The organism is Termitidicoccus mucosus (assembly GCF_038725785.1).
In the GTDB taxonomy this organism is placed as follows: domain Bacteria; phylum Verrucomicrobiota; class Verrucomicrobiia; order Opitutales; family Opitutaceae; genus Termitidicoccus; species Termitidicoccus mucosus.
Map to the genome: position 1 here is coordinate 3,229,977 of NZ_CP109796.1, position 13,373 is coordinate 3,243,349.

The 13,373-nt window shown below is 62.9% G+C and carries 14 protein-coding genes; 9 read left to right on the forward strand and 5 right to left on the reverse strand.

The genetic code is table 11. The annotated features are described in order from the left end of the window. Positions 1 to 195: 195 nt before the first annotated feature. On the forward strand, positions 196 to 1,266 hold the full coding sequence (locus OH491_RS11425) for a histidine kinase (RefSeq protein ID WP_334319459.1): 1,071 nt from the start codon (positions 196 to 198) through the stop codon (positions 1,264 to 1,266). A gap of 14 nt (positions 1,267 to 1,280) precedes the next feature. After that, positions 1,281 to 1,937: a response regulator gene (locus OH491_RS11430; RefSeq protein ID WP_068771290.1), complete on the forward strand. Its 657-nt coding sequence runs from the start codon at positions 1,281 to 1,283 to the stop codon at positions 1,935 to 1,937. A gap of 23 nt (positions 1,938 to 1,960) precedes the next feature. Here the strand turns inward: OH491_RS11430 and OH491_RS11435 are convergent, their stop codons facing one another. Next, positions 1,961 to 2,263, reverse strand: a complete 303-nt coding sequence (locus OH491_RS11435) for a hypothetical protein (RefSeq protein WP_068771289.1) — start codon at positions 2,261 to 2,263, stop codon at positions 1,961 to 1,963. A 130-nt stretch (positions 2,264 to 2,393) separates the two neighbouring features. Between OH491_RS11435 and OH491_RS11440 the strand changes: the two genes are divergently transcribed. Further along, positions 2,394 to 4,007, forward strand: a complete 1,614-nt coding sequence (locus tag OH491_RS11440) for a peptide ABC transporter substrate-binding protein (RefSeq protein ID WP_068771288.1) — start codon at positions 2,394 to 2,396, stop codon at positions 4,005 to 4,007. 394 nt (positions 4,008 to 4,401) lie between these two features. Here the strand turns inward: OH491_RS11440 and OH491_RS11445 are convergent, their stop codons facing one another. Continuing rightward, entirely contained in the window at positions 4,402 to 5,421 is a 1,020-nt protein-coding gene (locus tag OH491_RS11445; protein WP_068771287.1) for an SAM-dependent methyltransferase, read from the reverse strand. 91 nt (positions 5,422 to 5,512) lie between these two features. On the opposite strand from OH491_RS11445, the gene OH491_RS11450 reads away from it, so the two are divergent. Both OH491_RS11450 and tsaD read left to right on the forward strand, forming a co-directional pair. Continuing rightward, complete coding sequence (locus OH491_RS11450; RefSeq protein ID WP_068771286.1) at positions 5,513 to 6,805, forward strand: S41 family peptidase; 1,293 nt, start codon at positions 5,513 to 5,515, stop codon at positions 6,803 to 6,805. 203 nt (positions 6,806 to 7,008) lie between these two features. Continuing rightward, positions 7,009 to 8,046, forward strand: a complete 1,038-nt coding sequence (tsaD, locus tag OH491_RS11455; protein ID WP_068771285.1) for a tRNA (adenosine(37)-N6)-threonylcarbamoyltransferase complex transferase subunit TsaD — start codon at positions 7,009 to 7,011, stop codon at positions 8,044 to 8,046. A 211-nt stretch (positions 8,047 to 8,257) separates the two neighbouring features. Here the strand turns inward: tsaD and OH491_RS11460 are convergent, their stop codons facing one another. Beyond that, complete coding sequence (locus OH491_RS11460; protein WP_084442362.1) at positions 8,258 to 8,857, reverse strand: plasmid pRiA4b ORF-3 family protein; 600 nt, start codon at positions 8,855 to 8,857, stop codon at positions 8,258 to 8,260. A gap of 146 nt (positions 8,858 to 9,003) precedes the next feature. Here OH491_RS11460 and OH491_RS11465 point away from each other — a divergent pair, with 146 nt between their 5' ends. Beyond that, positions 9,004 to 9,345: a hypothetical protein gene (locus OH491_RS11465; RefSeq protein ID WP_068771283.1), complete on the forward strand. Its 342-nt coding sequence runs from the start codon at positions 9,004 to 9,006 to the stop codon at positions 9,343 to 9,345. Positions 9,346 to 9,484: 139 nt separating this feature from the next. After that, a complete protein-coding gene (locus tag OH491_RS11470) occupies positions 9,485 to 10,726 on the forward strand; it encodes a pyrophosphate--fructose-6-phosphate 1-phosphotransferase (RefSeq protein ID WP_068771282.1) in 1,242 nt (413 codons plus the stop codon). Between the two features lie 432 nt (positions 10,727 to 11,158). Here the strand turns inward: OH491_RS11470 and OH491_RS11475 are convergent, their stop codons facing one another. After that, positions 11,159 to 11,704, reverse strand: a complete 546-nt coding sequence (locus tag OH491_RS11475; protein WP_342751024.1) for an IS630 family transposase — start codon at positions 11,702 to 11,704, stop codon at positions 11,159 to 11,161. Between the two features lie 80 nt (positions 11,705 to 11,784). Between OH491_RS11475 and OH491_RS11480 the strand changes: the two genes are divergently transcribed. Further along, positions 11,785 to 12,126 (forward strand): hypothetical protein, encoded by a 342-nt coding sequence (locus OH491_RS11480; RefSeq protein WP_342751025.1) that lies wholly within the window; start codon positions 11,785 to 11,787, stop codon positions 12,124 to 12,126. A 213-nt stretch (positions 12,127 to 12,339) separates the two neighbouring features. Here OH491_RS11480 and OH491_RS11485 read toward each other — a convergent pair whose 3' ends face one another. Next, positions 12,340 to 12,558, reverse strand: coding sequence for a hypothetical protein (locus OH491_RS11485; protein WP_145928906.1), 219 nt, complete (start codon positions 12,556 to 12,558; stop codon positions 12,340 to 12,342). Between OH491_RS11485 and OH491_RS11490 the strand changes: the two genes are divergently transcribed. Continuing rightward, positions 12,557 to 13,045, forward strand: coding sequence for a hypothetical protein (locus tag OH491_RS11490; RefSeq protein ID WP_145928905.1), 489 nt, complete (start codon positions 12,557 to 12,559; stop codon positions 13,043 to 13,045). The genes OH491_RS11485 and OH491_RS11490 overlap by 2 nt on opposite strands. Positions 13,046 to 13,373: the final 328 nt, after the last annotated feature.

A 13,373-nucleotide genomic window follows, 5' to 3' on the forward strand; every position in this document is an offset into this window, starting at 1 on the left:
CAGTTAACTGCGTCTGTATTTCATTGTCTCGACAGATCACATCCAAGATACAGAACCAACCATGCTGAATAAATTTGGTCCACATCATGCAGTCAACGACCCGGTGCCGAAATATGGCGCGACTCGCGCGATTTCATGGAATCTACTACAAAATATAAGGGATTAGACCCTAGGCTCGCGACCTTCCTGGGAAACATGACTACGCGAGCCCGCCGGATTCGACATACCGGCGCGGACGAAGAACGCCTGCCTGAGATCCATCCGCTCGCGATGCCGGAGTGGGCATTGCACGGCATGTTTGCCCAAGGGCGCATAGTTGCCTGGGAAGGCGAGACGAGCCCGCTTTCCGCATCCTGCATCTTTCCGTCCACACCCGCGTTCATCCAGGCGCTGGCCCTGGACCAGGGACGCCGCTGGCATGAAATCATACACCCCGCGGACCAGACCCGGGTAAACAACTACTTTGGCGAACTCCCGCGCGACGGTCGCCCGCAATCCATCGAATACCGGCTTGTCGACAGAAACGGCAAGGACCTCTGGATACGGCATTCCATTGTGGATGTGGAGCCTCGCGACGGCAAAACCACCATCCGGGGATTCGTGGCGGACATCCAGGCCGAGAAAGCCAGCCAGCTCGAAAGCATCCAGGCGGGCGAGCGGGAGAAAAACCGCATCGCCCAGGATTTGCACGATGACCTGTGCCAGGTGCTGGCCGGCATCAGCCTGCTCATGCGCGCAACCGAGGATCGCATCATGGGACGGCTCCCGCAGGAGGCGAAGCAATTTCAGGAACTCAACCGCCAGCTCGGCGCCGCGATGGAGCGCACGCGCTCGCTCGCCCACGGGTTGTTCACCGACGCCATCCAGTTCAAGGACATCCGCGACGCGCTGGAAGACCTCGCCCGGCAGGTGCACATCCGCTTCGGCGTCGAGATCCGCACGCAGTTTCCCGCGTTCATTCCCGCGCACACCAGCTCGCAGGTCGTCCAGATTTACCGCATCGCCCAAGAGGCGATGAGCAACTCCGTCAGGCACGGCGGGGCGACGGAAATCACCCTCGCCCTCGCCCCATCCCCGGGACACGAGCGCATGCAGCTCACCGTGCAAGACAACGGCCGCGGCCTGCCCCAGACCCAGTCCGCCAAGGCGGGCATGGGATGGCACAGCATGCAGTGCCGGGCGGATCTGCTCGGGGCCGACATCCATCTGTACAATGACGGCCCGGGCGGGGCCGTGCTGCGTCTCATATATCCGGTTTTCCAGTGAATACTACGCCTGCAATGAACCAGAAAATCCGTGTATATATTGTCGATGACCATCCGCTCATGCGGCGGGGGCTCATCGAGCTTATCAACGGCCAGCCCGACATGACCTGCTGCGGCGAGGCCGAGGACTCCCCGACCGCGTTGAAAATGATATCAACGATCAAACCCGACCTGACCATCGTCGATATATCGCTCAAGGGCTACAATGGAATCGAGCTGATCAAAAACATCCGGGCGCTTGACCCCAAGGCGCAGATTCTCGTGCTGTCGATGCATGACGAGTCGATCTACGCCATGCGCGTGCTGAAGGCCGGGGCGAAGGCGTATGTCATGAAGCAGGAGATGAGCGACAAGGTCCTCGACGCCATCCGCCGCATTCGTTCCGGCAAGGTGTTCGTCAGCGACCGCGTGGCCAGCCGCATGCTCGATCATGTCGCCGGCGGGGGCGATCCCGGGCAGGGTTCGCCGGTGGACATATTAAGCGATCGCGAGCTGGAGATCGTGAGCATGATCGGCAACGGCCTGCCCACGCGCGACATCGCCGCGAAGCTGCACATCAGCATAAAAACCGTCGAGTCCCACCGGGCGCGAATCAAGGAAAAGCTCAGCATCACCAACGCCATCCAGCTCGTGCAGTTCTGCGTGCGCTGGGTCGAGGACGGGGCGCATTAGCGCGCGCCTTGGCCGCCGCCGGATCAAGCCGGGCTTTTCCGCTTCTTCACGCGCGGCGGCGTCCAGACGCGGATGAGGTATTCGGCAAGATTGCGCATGCTGGTGCGCGCGGCGGGCTCGGCCCGCGCGAGTTCGGCCAGTGACGGCACCACCCCGGCGCGCTCCATGTAATAATATCGCAACTCCCCGTCCAGCGCGGCGGCGGCGGAGAACTCATCCGGGCTTGCCGCCGCCGTCGCGCGCGTCTTGTCCATCCAGAATCGTTTTTCCTCCGGGTGGGTGTCGATATAATCAAACAGCTGCTGTTCAATCCGGTTGAGGCTCATGTGCGGCGGACGCCCACGCTGCGCGAGTCCGGCGCAAAAACAACCGCAAAAGCAGCCGGCCCGCCCCGCCGCCTTGAAAAATATCCCGTTCCCGCTTCTCGCGCGCCCGCGATCTGCTACGCTGCCATCCATGAAATTCCCGCCTCTCATCATTGTCATCGGCTGCGCGCTCGCCCTGTCCGGCTGCGGCGGACGCCAAAACCTGTCGGTCGCGGAGGCAAACAAAACCCGGACCCTGCTTGTCGGCAACCTGGCCGAACCCAATGACCTCGACCCGCACATCGCCGACAGCCACCAGACTTTCCAGATCATCATGGCGTTGTTCGAAGGGCTCGCCCAATACGACCCGGTCACCTGCGAGCCCCGCCCGGCGGTCGCGACCGGATGGAAAGTCTCCGACGACGGGCTGACGTGGACGTTTTCCCTGCGCCCGGACGCGCGCTGGTCAAACGGAGACCCGGTCACCGCGCACGATTTTGTCTTCGCGTATCGCCGGATGCTGTCGCCGGGCCTCGCGGCGGAATATGCCTACATGCTTTATGCGCTGAAGAACGGCGAGGCGTTCAACACGGGAAAAATCACCGCGCCCGGACAAATCGGCGCGCGGGCCGACGGCGACCACACGCTCGTGCTCGCGCTTGAGTATCCGGTGCCATATCTGCCCGCGATGGTGTGCCACTCCGCCTGGTATCCGGTGCACCCGCCGACCATCGGCAAATTCGGCCCCATAGACCAGCGGGGCACATTATGGACGCGCCCGGGCAACATGGTCGGCAACGGCTATTTCACCCTGGCGGAATGGACGCCGCACCAGCGCATCCGCTGCGTGAAAAGCGCGACCTACTGGGACCGCGAAAAAGTGCTGCTGAACGAGGTGGTGTTTTTCCCCATCGAAAACGAGGACGCCGAGGAGCGCGCCTTCCGCACCGGGCAATTGCATGTCACCGCCACGCTGCCCATCTCGAAAATCGCGGTTTATAAAAACGACCCGCGCGGCGTGTATAATCCCAGCCCCATGTTCGCGACGTATTTTTATCGCTTCAATGTCAACGCGCCCCCGCTGAACGACGTGCGGGTGCGCCGCGCGCTGGCGATGGCGATTGACCGCGAGCGGCTCGTGCAGTTTGTCGCGCGCGGCGACCAGATTCCGGCGGCAAACCTCACGCCGCCCGGCATCCCGGGTTTCGCACCCTCCGCGCGCCTCGGCACCGACATCGGGCAGGCGCAAAAGCTCCTGGCCGAGGCGGGCTTCCCGGGCGGCGCCGGCTTCCCCAGGCTGGAAATCTTGTTCAATACAAACCAGGGCCACCGGCAGATCGCGGAGGCCATCAGCGAGATGTGGCGGCGGAATCTCGGGATCGATATCGGATTATACAATCAGGAAGGCAAGGTGTGGTCTGAAACCATGCGCCGGCTGGATTATCAAATCAGCCGGACGGGATGGGTGGGCGACTATCTGGACCCGAGCACCTTTCTCGACATCATGGCGTCGGACAGCGGCAACAACCAGACGGGCTGGACCAACGCCGAATACGACCGCCTGCTGGCGCTGGCGCGCTCGGAACAAAGCCAGGCGAAACGCCTTGAATATTATCAACGCTGCGAGGAAATCCTCGCCGACGAGGCGCCGCTCACGCCGGTTTATTTTTATGTGCGCAACAACCTGCGCCTGCCCGGGGTGAAGGGCTGGACCGGAAACCCGCTCGACCTGCACCCGCTCAAGGGCGTGTATATCGAGCCGTAATGCCAATCCATGCCCCCGGGCCCGCCACGACAGGGACGCGCGGGGCCGGAGCTTTCGCGCGGCAGCGCGCTGATTTATACCAATTCCGAACCATTTATAGACTTATCAAGGTAGGGCGAGGCGTCCCCGCCGAGCCGCAGGCCAGCAACGGCTCGGCGGGACGCCTCGCCCTACCTTGAGCATTTTCGGTTTATTTTGTCGCATGTAGGGCGCGACCTTGCGTCGCGCCGCGGGCACTAAACCGGCCTGACACAAGGTCAGGCCCTACGGGGACATGGTTTATTTGCGACAGAATAAATAGGAAATGCTCTAAATATAAATTTCGTTCGGAAATGATATAGTTTATATGATCCGTATCCGCCAGTATCTCGCGTGATTCGCGAAGGATGCGTCATCATGATGATTCCCGCCACGCGTGCAGCGCCTGGAATTTCTGGCCGAGGTTGCCGGGGTGCAGGAGTTGCATGAGGGCGAGTTTGCGCGGGCTGGTCGCGGTCGGCTCGCCGGAAGCCTGCGCGGCGAGCCAGTCGGCGGCGTGGTGAATAAAAAACGCCTCCTGGCGCTCGACCACCGGCGGGGCGAAACGCGCGGATCTGAGCGCGCCGGAGAGCCAGTCCCAGCAGACATGGCAGGTGAGATCCTGCTCCCCGGGCCGCGCGAGCAGGTCGTTGTGCTGGCGGTGGCGGTAATAGGCGCGGGCGGTTCCGGCCGGCGTATCCTCCAGCAATTCGGGCCAGGTTTTCCCGTAATCGAAGGCGAGGAAGAGCCCGCTCCACGGCTGCGCGGCGATCCGGCGCGCGAGCCCGGCGGCGGCAAGCGGAAGGTCGAGGCGGTAGTTTTCGTGCCAGGGCACGGGAAGCACCGGCAGGCCGTCGCCGTCCGCGCCGGATTGCGTCGCCGCCATTTCCGTCTCGACCAGCCGGCCGGTGCGCAGCGCCACGCCGAGTTCGCGCCACGCGCCGCCGCGAAAGACCAGGCGGCGGCACGGCTGCGCGTCGAAGAGCTCGTTGGAAAACACCACGCAAGGCCCGGAAAGGTCGAGCGGCTCGCCGATGCGGATTTCGCGCGCGGCGGCAAATGGATGCGCGACGCCGGCAAGCACACCGGAGCCCGGCTCGGCCCCGATCTCGACAAAGGCAAAGTCCGCCGGGCGCGCGCGCCGCCGCGCGATCAACGCGCCCGCGGCGGCGCAGACGAGCTCGCCGAACACCGGCCCGACGGACGACGCGGTGTGGAAATCCGTGCCGGGCGCGCGCCCCACGCGGACACGGTCCCGCCGGTAGTAGCCCAGCGCGGGATCATAAAGCGCGAGATCCATGAACCGGTCGAACGGCATGACGCCGCCATCGCCGGCGCGCGCGCGAAAGCGTTCGAGAAAAGCGGGGCTGGGAGCGGTGGCGTCGGGTGCGGACATGGTTTGAACCGGAGAAAAAACAATCGGGCGCGCCGTGACGAATCCATTTACAAAAGCCGCGCAATGCGCACAGTGGCCGTTTCTTTTGTACATGAGCTCCACCTTGAAACGTATCCTGACCATCGCGTGCGGCGCGGTGCTGGGCTTGTTTATTGCAGACAGCGCGGTGCGGCTGGCCCGGACTTGGGGCTTGTTCCCGGGCGACGGGCTCGACAGCTCGTCGGCCTATGTGCGCGACGCGATGCTGCTCATCAACGAACACTACGTGGACGCCGACCGCGTGGGCTTCGGCGAGCTCGGCCGGTCGGCGCTGCACGGGCTGGTGGAGTCGCTTGACCCGCATTCGGAATTCATGGAGGCGCGCGAATTCAAGCTGCTGGAGGAGGACATAAGCAGCGAGTTCGGCGGCATCGGCGTGCAGGTGGAGATGCGCAAGGGGCGCGTCTATATCATCGCGCCGGTGGCGGGCGCCCCGGGCGAACGCGCGGGCATCCGCCGCGGCGACGAGATTGTCAGCATCGACGGAGACCGGCTCGAGCGCCCGACGATGGAGGACGTGGTGACGCGGCTGCGCGGAAAACCGAAATCCAGGGTGCGCCTCGGCCTGCTGCGCCCCGACGAGCAGCGCGAATACGAGGTCGCCCTCACGCGCGAGGTCATCCGCAGCGAAAGCGTGCGCGAGGTGCGCGTGCTCCCGGACTCGGGCGGCACGGGCTACCTGCAAATCACACAGTTCACGGAGCGCACCGGCGCGGAGTTTTCCGACGCGCTCCAGAAATTGCTCGGGCTAAACGCGCGCGCCCTCGTCATCGACCTGCGCAACAATCCCGGCGGCCTGCTCGACGCGGCGGTGGAAGTGGCGGAGCCGTTTTTCGAAAAGGGCGGGCTCATCGTTTACACGCAGGGACGCCGCGCGGACGACCGCAAGGAATACCGCGCCGGGTCGTCCGCCCCCCCGCTGCGGCTTCCGCTCGCCGTGCTCATCAACGCCGGCAGCGCCAGCGCCGCCGAGATCGTGGCCGGCGCGCTGAAGGACACGGGGCGCGCGGTCATTGTCGGGGAGCGCTCGTTCGGCAAGGGCTCGGTGCAGTCCATCTTCGAGTTGCGCGCGGGCGAGGCGGTGCGGCTGACGACGGCGCGGTATTACACGCCCGGCGGCGCGACCATCCACGAGCGCGGCGTGGAGCCGCAGGTCGAAGTCGTGTTGAGCGACGAGGAGGACGACAGCGTGGGGCTGCAACTCGCCCGCCCCGACATCAAGGACGCGGCGGCGTTCAAGGAACGCTTCGGCGCGGAATTGATGCCCGACCGTCAGTTGCAGGCCGCGGTCGAGGTGCTGCGCGGCGTGCTGGTCTTCGGCGAAGGCGCCGCAAGGGCAAAATAGAACCGACAAAATCATATTAAGCGCGAAGGACGCGAAGAGCGCGAAGCATTGGACGAATTTCAACGACCGCCAGGAGACGCGGGAGCCGCAAAAAGGATTTTGAAGCCTTCCCTGTATTTTGATTCGGAAGATATGATGACAAACAACATGGCCCCGCCTCCCGACCTCTTCGCATCCTTCGCGCCCTTCGCGGTTGCAACAAAATGATACTCGCCCTCGAAACCTCCTGCGATGAGACCGCCGTGGCGCTGTTCGATCCGGCGCGCGGGCTGACGCATGAGTGGGTGCACAGCCAGATCGCGCTGCACGGCCGTTACGGCGGCGTGGTGCCCGACCTTGCCACACGCGAGCACCTGCGCACCATCGCGCCGCTGCTGGAGCGCGCGCAGGAGGCCGCCGGGACGGGCTTCGGGGGCGTGCGGCGCATCGCCGTTACGCACGGGCCGGGGCTGGCGGGCTGCCTCGCCATCGGCACGGCGGCGGCCAAGGCCCTGGCGCTCTCGCTCCGCGTGCCGCTGATGGGCGTGAACCATCTGCGCGGGCATGCGTTTTCCCCCTTCATCACGCTGCATGCGGAGGCGCCCGGGGCCTTCGACGGGAAACTCGCCGCGCTGCTGCCGCATCTCGGGCTCATCGTCTCGGGCGGCAACACCCTGCTCTTCCGGCTCGACCGCGAGCGCCGCATCACCGTGCTTTCCTCGACGCGCGACGACGCGGCCGGCGAGGCGCTCGACAAGGGCGCGAAACTGCTCGGCCTCGGCTATCCCGGCGGACCGCTCATCGAAAAATGCGCGGCCTCGGGCGCGCCCGCCGCGTTCGATTTTCCGCGCGGCATCGGGCCGCGCAGCGATCTCGACTTCAGTTTCTCGGGGCTCAAGACCAGCCTGCGTTACCTGCTCGAAAAAATGACGCCGGAGGAAATCACGGCGCGGATGCCCGACCTCTGCGCGAGCTACCAGCAGGCCGTGATCGACGCGCTGGCGCGCAAGGCCGGGCTCGCGCTCGCGCAGGGCGGCGACTACGCGAGCATGGGCCTGTCGGGCGGCGTGGCCAACAACCGCGCGCTTCGCAACGCGCTCGCCGCCCTGGCGAGCCGCCGCCGCCTGCCGCTGCTCATGGCCGAGCCGAGGCACACCGGCGACAACGCCGGCATGATCGCCTTCGCCGCCTGGGCCGACCCGGCCGCGCAAAGCGTCCCCGTTGACCAGTTGCGCATCGAGCCGGGCCTGGAGCTGGCGTGAGGCGGACGAGCCCGCGCTCCCCGCCCGGAGCCGGCTCTCCATTGGATCCGAAAGTCGCGACGGGGTCGTGTGGCATGGGCGTCCCGCCCATGGACGGCGCTCCGCGCCGCCAAGCCTTCAAACCCACGGGCGAGCCGCCCGTGCCACCCAAACCGCCAATCGCGGGCACCCGGGTTCAAATCTCCAGCCCCAGCCCGCCGCCGGACGCCTCCTATTTTCGCAGCGATTTCAGCGCCTCGTTGATCTTGGCGAGGTCGCAACGCTCGGAATCATAGTCCGGGCCGAGCCATTCGATCCACTCGCGTCCGATGTCGGTGTGCGGCTCCTTGATGCAGGCGAGCATGTCGTGATACGCCTCCACGCCGCCGCAATCCTCGGGCGGCCCCGCGCGTTCGCCGGCGATGCAGGCCGGATAAGTGACGCTTTTCTCCGACGCGAGCGTCTTCTCGACCTTGATGTCCACGCGCCAGCCCTCGCCGAAAAAGTATTCGTAGAGAAACGCCCCGCGCGCGCCGAGGTCGAGATCGACGAGCGTGGCATCGCGGTCGTCGTCGATCGCCTGCCCCTCGACCCGCACCGGATTGCCGAGGCGCATGTCGTCGATGGTGAAACAGTGCGTCTGGTAATCATACCAGTCGAGCGCCACCTGGAGCGCGTCGTGCAGCTGGCTCAGCCACATGGATTCGCGCACGAGCAGGCGGCGCCAGATCGACGGCTGGCAATCGCGCACCGTGACGAGCAGGGAGAAAACTTTCTCCGCAGATTTCTTTTTGCCGGAACCGCCCGGCTGACCATCGAGCACTGATATCATGAATCGAAACCGTCTAGGCAAACCCGCCCGCCCTCCACAGGCAAGCCAAGGGAACAACCCCGCGGAAATACCCGCCAGAATGCCCCACTCTCCCGCTTGCACTCGCGCCCTCGAACCGTCAATTTGGGCGTCTTTTCACATTCACCATGGTCAAGGGCCAGAAAGTCGTCTGCATCAACGATACCTTCAAGGACTTCATCCGGGCAATCTACACGCAACTCCCGGTCAAGGGTGAAACCTACACCATTCGCGAAGTGTTCCTCGGCCGCGAGAAAGTCGTGAAAGGCGGCGAGTCCGCCACCGTCGGCCTGCTGCTGGAGGAACTGCGCAACCCGCCCGATCCGTTTCACGCCGGCCGGCAGGAACTCGGTTTCACCTCGGAACGCTTCGCCCCGCTGGACGAACTCCCGCCCGAGGAAACCGAGGTCGAGGAATCCGTCGGCGCCGGCGCCGGCGCGGGCATCGGCTTTGGCTACGGCAACAACTAAGCCGCTCCGCGGCAGTTTAAGTCACAAGTTTAAGTTGAAGCCCAAACCACCACATCACCGCCGCGCCACGCTTCACCTCAAACTCCCCTCTCACCCTCAACTTCAACTTAAACTTAAAACTTAAACTTCATTTCCTACCATGACCACATCCACAACCCGTCCCAAGAAAGTCGCGATTCTCACCGCCGGTGGACTCGCCCCCTGCCTTAGCTCCGCCATCGGCGGACTCATCGAGCGCTACACCGAGATCGCGCCCGACATCGAAATCATCGCCTATCGCGGAGGCTACAAGGGCCTCCTGCTCGGCGACAGCTACAAGATCGGCCCCGCCGAGCGCGCCCAGGCCCACATCCTCCACCGCCACGGCGGCAGCCCCATCGGCAACAGCCGCGTCAAGCTCACCAACGTCAAGGACTGCGTGAAACGCGGCCTCGTGAAGGAGGGCCAGGACCCGCAAAAAGTCGCCGCCGACCAGCTCATCAAGGACGGCGTGGACATCCTCCACACCATCGGCGGGGACGACACCAACACCGCCGCCGCCGACCTCGCCGCCTTCCTGGCGAAAAACAACTACGGCCTCACCGTCATCGGCCTCCCGAAGACCATCGACAACGACGTCTATCCCATCCGCCAGTCCCTCGGCGCCTGGACCGCCGCCGAGCACGGCGCGCGCTATTTCCAGAACGTCGTCGCCGAGGGCGGCGCGAACCCGCGCATGCTCATCATCCACGAAGTCATGGGCCGCAACTGCGGCTGGCTCACCGCCGCCACCGCCCGCGCCTACCGCCGCCTCCTCGACGCGCAGGACTACGCCCCCGGCCTCGGCCTCTCCCGCGCCAACCTCGAAGTCCACGGCATCTACATCCCCGAGATGGCCGTCGACCTCGCCGCCGAGGCCGCCCGCCTGAAGTCCCTCATGGACAAGCAGGACAACATCAACCTCTTCATCTCCGAAGGCGCCGGCGTGGAATCCATCGTCGCCGAGATGCAGGCCAAGGGCCAGGAAGTCCCCCGCGACGCCTTCGGCCACGTGAAACTCGACGCCGTCAACCCCGGCAAATGGTTCGGCGAGCAATTCGCGAAAATGATCGGCGCGGAAAAGACCCTCGTGCAAAAGAGCGGTTACTACGCCCGCGCCGCCGCCGCCAACACCGACGATCTGCGCCTGATCAAGAGCTGCACCGACCTCGCCGTCGAATGCGCGCTCCGGCGCGAAAGCGGCGTGATCGGCCACGACGAGGACAAGGCCGGCGTGCTCCGCGCCATCGAGTTCCCGCGCATCAAGGGCGGCAAGCCGTTTAATATAGACACCCCTTGGTTCACCGAGACGCTCGCCGCCATCGGCCAGCCGAAAGGTACCCGCGTCGCGGTGAAGCACTGAGCATAGCGCGCACGGCAAAAACCTCCGTTCCCCGGCCCGGCCGCCTCACGCGCGCCGGGCCGTTTTTTTAGCCACCAGTTTTCAAGACCGAGTCAAACCCAAAACGGCATTGACTATCATGAGGTTAATGCGACGATACCCGTCATGAAACGCCCCGCAAAAGCCAAACTTCGTTTGGCTTAATAACACTGTTTGGCAGAAGAATGATTCGCTACTCTCATGTTGCGTTACTGATACCCCTTTTCGAACCTTTAGGCAGAGAGGTTTCAGAATGTTTGCGCGTTACGCCGACGACTATCCGAGAATCTAGAGGTTATCGGCGCGGTAGCACTGATGAGCTTGAGCCGTGTATTGACTATACATGGATGCTTGATTCGAAGAAGGATGTTACGAATCAGCCAGTTGTTCGTCTTCATGCATTGCTATAGCATTTCAAATAAAGTTATAACCGCATGCGGAAAACCAGCCGAGGGCATCCTGAGGGGAGACGGCGAGCAAGGCCGAGGCGATGGCGTTGAGCAGATCGGAGTGGGTGCGAGCCTGGGCCTTGCGAAGGAGGGCCTTGACCTTGCTCCACATCATTTCGATGGGGTTGAGATCGGGAGAGTAAGCGGGAAGGAAGCGGACCTGTGCGCCGGCTTGTTCGATGAGGGCGAGCGTCCGGTCGTTTTTGTGGGCGCCAAGGTTGTCCATGACGACGATGTCTGCGGGCCGAAGCGTGGGCACGAGTATCTCGCGAACATAGGACTGGAAGACCTCGGTATTGGTGGCACCCTCGATGGTCATGCAGGCGGTGGTGCCGTCCAGCCGCACCGAGGAGATCATCGTGGTGGTGCCCCAATGCCCGTGCGGGGCATGGCAGACCAGTCGTTGGCCCTTGGGCGCGCGACCGCGCAAGCGCGTCATGTTCGTCTTGGCCGCCGACTCGTCGATAAAGACCAGCCGGGCCGGTCGAGCCCGCTTTGGCCGCGTCTCCATCGGCGGCGCGCTTTCGCGATGTCCGCCCGGTTTTGCTCAGCCGCATGGAGCGTCTTTTTTTATATGTCAGCCCCATCTTCTTGAGCACCCAGTGGATCGCCCCAATCGTGCAGTCCAGCCCCAGCCGCTCCTTCATCTGCGCCAGCGTCAGCTCCGGCTCTTGGGCGATCAGTTGCTTCAACGCCTGCCCATGCTCCGGCAGCACCTTCGCCTTCCTCCCGCAATACCTATACCTCGGCCTCAAATCCCCCGTCCTTTTCCTCTGCCTGAGCAGCTTCTTCACCAGCTCCAACGACACCTTGAACCTCCTCGCCACCTCTTCCCTGCTCCCCTCCTTCCCGTCATACGCCTCCACTATCCTCTCTCTCAGATCCATCGATATCGCTTTCTTCATCCTCTCTTCCTTATCTCTCTCCCTTTAGGTTACAACTTTATTTGAAATGCTATAGACCAAATCGAAGAATTTTCAGACAGGCTGCGTTTGTTAGACCCGAAGTATAAACCGTGGATTGATATACTATTCCATATTACACCACAGCATCCACATGGTATTACGGGAGAGTTTGACTGGATTACGCTGCCACCCGAAATGATGGGGCGAATGTCACGATTGCAGCTTATGCTTTCGTATGAGGTTATGTGGTTTGACCATCCCGACTGGCGACTTCCTTGGTATAAGAGGTTTTTGAGAAAGCTAAGAAAGTAAGAGCCGAACCACGCACCAGAGCCAACGCGACTGGCGTCGCGTTGTTCGGTGCTTTTGCACGCAACCGAGGCATCATTTTTTGTTCGCAATCGCGCGGCTCACCTCTATCGTTAAGCAAAAATTCGCCCATGCGCAGCATACTAGCCATGCTCACATCGATCCTCCTGTTGGGTGGCTGCTCAAAAGCCAAAGTATCGTCCGCAAAAATCGAGTGGATTCACCCAAACCTTAAAGTCACGAAAATCGACAATATTGCAGATCAGGCAACCGCATCTCGCCTATTTCGGTTGTTCGACAAGATTGATCGTAAGCAGGAGGGGACTCCTTGGGATACTCCATTCTATGACGCGGTCATCACATTTTTTATGTCGGACGGTCGGAGTTACCAAGCGAAGGTCTACCTCCCTAGAGAAAAGATTTTTTCTGGAATGTGGAAACATCCTGACGGAGTTCTGATGTATTTCGAAGCAGAAAATGGCCAATCGTCAGAATTGGTTGAGTTACTCGGCCCACTCCTCCCGTCCGAGCCGGTTTATCCGAGAACCGTGTATACTGTCCCGAATATTCCGTTCGACCGTGGTATTCCAAACTTCACGAAGAGCGCCCTTCCCATTAAGGGAGACTTCACACGTTGAGTATAAAGCCGAACCAGTAGGGCAAACCAACCGGGTCAGGCCTGAATGGCGCTAAGTTAAGAGAGACGCTTGCGCAAGGAGGGGCGGCGTCCCGCCGCTCGACGAGGCGAAAGCCTCGCCCGTTTGCGCGCGGTTTATCGAGAGACGATGGGCACGCGTTCCGCGTGTCGGGCGGCGGAATGCCGCCCCTCCTTGCGCAAGCGTGCTTTTAACCTTATTTCGGGTCGCGTCATGCATAAAGGACAGGTTAGAAACGGGTCATCTGGTTCACCGAGACCCTCGCCGCCATCGGCCAGCCAAAAGGTACCCGCGTCGCGGTGAAGCACTG

What these genes read in the sequence shown, in the direction of transcription:
- OH491_RS11425 (WP_334319459.1), top strand. Translation starts at nt 196, where the DNA reads ATGACTACGCGAGCCCGCCGGATTCGACATACCGGCGCGGACGAAGAA.
- OH491_RS11430 (WP_068771290.1), top strand. Translation starts at nt 1,281, where the DNA reads ATGAACCAGAAAATCCGTGTATATATTGTCGATGACCATCCGCTCATG.
- OH491_RS11435 (WP_068771289.1), bottom strand. Translation starts at nt 2,263, where the DNA reads ATGAGCCTCAACCGGATTGAACAGCAGCTGTTTGATTATATCGACACC.
- OH491_RS11440 (WP_068771288.1), top strand. Translation starts at nt 2,394, where the DNA reads ATGAAATTCCCGCCTCTCATCATTGTCATCGGCTGCGCGCTCGCCCTG.
- OH491_RS11445 (WP_068771287.1), bottom strand. Translation starts at nt 5,421, where the DNA reads ATGTCCGCACCCGACGCCACCGCTCCCAGCCCCGCTTTTCTCGAACGC.
- OH491_RS11450 (WP_068771286.1), top strand. Translation starts at nt 5,513, where the DNA reads ATGAGCTCCACCTTGAAACGTATCCTGACCATCGCGTGCGGCGCGGTG.
- tsaD (WP_068771285.1), top strand. Translation starts at nt 7,009, where the DNA reads ATGATACTCGCCCTCGAAACCTCCTGCGATGAGACCGCCGTGGCGCTG.
- OH491_RS11460 (WP_084442362.1), bottom strand. Translation starts at nt 8,857, where the DNA reads ATGATATCAGTGCTCGATGGTCAGCCGGGCGGTTCCGGCAAAAAGAAA.
- OH491_RS11465 (WP_068771283.1), top strand. Translation starts at nt 9,004, where the DNA reads ATGGTCAAGGGCCAGAAAGTCGTCTGCATCAACGATACCTTCAAGGAC.
- OH491_RS11470 (WP_068771282.1), top strand. Translation starts at nt 9,485, where the DNA reads ATGACCACATCCACAACCCGTCCCAAGAAAGTCGCGATTCTCACCGCC.
- OH491_RS11475 (WP_342751024.1), bottom strand. Translation starts at nt 11,704, where the DNA reads ATGGAGACGCGGCCAAAGCGGGCTCGACCGGCCCGGCTGGTCTTTATC.
- OH491_RS11490 (WP_145928905.1), top strand. Translation starts at nt 12,557, where the DNA reads ATGCTCACATCGATCCTCCTGTTGGGTGGCTGCTCAAAAGCCAAAGTA.
- OH491_RS11485 (WP_145928906.1), bottom strand. Translation starts at nt 12,558, where the DNA reads ATGGCTAGTATGCTGCGCATGGGCGAATTTTTGCTTAACGATAGAGGT.